We start from the raw sequence: 2,350 nt of genomic DNA, 5'->3' as shown, positions 1-2,350 counted from the left end.
TGCCGCCGGACTGCTCGTGCCGCAGGCCGGTGAGCCAGCCGCGCACGGCGTCATAGGTCGCCGTGCTGAGGACGGTGTTGCCGCCGGCATTGGCGTAGGTGGTGACCAGAGGCTTGCCGGAAGCGTCATAGGTGATGCCGGCGACCAGGCCCGGCACGCCGACGAGGCGGCCGGCGGGATCGTAGAGCATCGGCGCCGAGGCCGAGCCGATCGTGGAGCCGTCCGGCAGCAGGCGCCACAGGATGCGTGAGCCGATGTCGTAGGCCGTGGTGGTCTGGTAGCTCTGGCCGTCGACCGTCAGCGTCTTCTTCACCTCGCGGCCCAGCTTGTCCCGGTCCGAGGTCAGCGACGCCACGGCATTCGCCGCCGTCGTCAGCACGCCGACATTGAAGAAGCCGGTGCGGGCCTCGTCATAGGTATAGGTCGAGACATCGCTGCCCACCGTCTTGGTCAGGATGCGGCCGAGCCGATCATAGGTGAAGGCGATCTGCTGGGCCTTGGCGTCGGTCTGCAGGGTCAGTTGCCCGGCCACGTCATAGGCGAAGGTCCAGGTGCCGAGATCGGGATCCTGGATCTTCGTGCGCCGCCCCAAAAGGTCGAACGTGTTCGCCCATTGGTTTCCGGCCGGGTCGGTGAGGCCGACCAGCTGGCCGAGCGCATCATAGGTCATGGTCCGGCTGACCGGGGCTGTGCCGGCGGCATCGAGGAAGCGCGTCTGGCGCACGGCGCGGCCATAGGCGTCGGCGTGGGTGACACCCTGCCGGCCGAGCTCGTCCGTCGCGGTCACGGTCAGGAAGCCGCGCAGCGCCGTCAGATCGGAGGTGCCATAGGCCTGGGTCGCGGTCGATCCATCCGGGTTGGTCACCTTCACCAGCCGGTCGAGGGCGTCATAGGCGGTCGCGGTGTAGTAGGCGGTGTCGCCGGAATAGAAGGGCCGGCTCGCACGGGCCACGGTGCCGCGAGCGGTGTAGTCGGTCAGCGCGGTGATGACCTGGCTCGTGCTCGGTCCCTGGGCGAGCGTCCGCCAGGTGCGTCCGAGGCCGTCGAGATAGGTCTTGGTGTAGATCTCGACCGTGCCTGTCGGTCCGGGCGTTCGGACGTCCACATATTGGGAGGTCGGGCTGCCGAGAGCGACGTAATCGACCTTGACGAAAGCTGACTTGCTGTCGCCGGCGATCAGCGGCAGGTCCTTGCGGGTGAGCCGGCAGAGCGCATCATAGGTAAAACTGGTCACCCCGCCGTTCATGTCGGTGACGGTCAGCGGCTTCTGGCACTGGGCGTCGTAGGTGGACGTCGCCGTCTGGCGGGTGTCGCCGTCCTGGACGTATTTGGCGTTGCGCACCTCCACCGGGAACAGGCGGTAGGTGGTGTCGTAGATCGTCTCGCTGCGGTTGCCGAGCGCATCGACCACAGCGGTCTTGTTGCCATAGGCGTCGTATTCGGCCTTGCCGGCGACGATCCAGCTGGAGCTGGTGTCGAGCCAGCGCCGGATCTGGGTGACGTCGCCCTTGGTCGGCGGCGTGGTGTAGGAAGCCGCGCCGTCATAGTGGAGGAGCGTGTCCTCCATCAGCGGGTCGGAGCTGGTGGTGCCGGCATAGATACGCGTGCGATAGGGCGCGGAGACGATGTAGTCGCCGGTGTTGTAGGCGTAGCTGGTCAGGGTCAGGCGCTCGTCGCCGGTCTGGTCGGCATCGCCGTTCTCGGTCAGCTTGGTGATGTTGCCGTAGTCGTCGAACTGGCGAGCGAGCGTGCTGCGCCTGGTTATCGAGCCGAAGATCTGCTGCGCCTCGGACGCCGTGTCGAATGCGGTATAGGGCAGCGTCAGCGCCGGCACGGTGCCGGTAGCCGGCGGCCAGTTGGCCTTGAGCCCGGCGGTGGTCTTGACGCTCCAGGTCTCCAGCGAGCGCCGCAGCACCGGCGCGCTCGTGGCGGTGGTGGTCTCCTCCAGCTTCTCCAGCCGGCCGGCCGAAGCCAGATCCTGCCGGAAGGTGGAGATCTTGCGCGGGCAGGCCGCGTCCCCGGCATTGCAGGGCAGGTCCGCCGTCACCGTCCGGAAGCCGAGGAACCGGCGCTCGGCGGCGTTGAAGAGGCCGCCGGCATAGGCGAACGTGGTGGTCGACGGCGTGGTTCGCCCGTCGCTGGTGGTCAGCGTCTTGACCTCTTGGACGATGCCCGGCATCGGACCGTGCCTGACGCCGGACGAGGGCTGGTAGGCAATCGTCGTCACGCCGCCCAGCGGCCCGGTCACGGACGTCACCAGGTCGGGAATCGCGCCGGCAGCGGAAAGATAGGTGCTGGTCGCGCCGAGATACTTGCCGTTGACCGGCACGATGTCCGCGCGTCCGTCGCC

1 protein-coding gene is annotated in these 2,350 nt (G+C 68.0%); it reads right to left on the bottom strand.

All coding sequences use genetic code 11. The features are described from left to right. On the bottom strand, nt 1-2,350 hold a 2,350-nt coding region (locus tag QO011_RS42450; protein ID WP_307286761.1), incomplete at both ends, for a toxin TcdB middle/N-terminal domain-containing protein.

The sequence above is a fragment of the Labrys wisconsinensis genome, assembly GCF_030814995.1.
GTDB classification, from domain to species: Bacteria; Pseudomonadota; Alphaproteobacteria; order Rhizobiales; family Labraceae; genus Labrys; species Labrys wisconsinensis.
The sequence above is the reverse complement of the archived record's forward strand: the minus strand, read 5'-3'. Positions and strand labels throughout refer to the sequence as shown.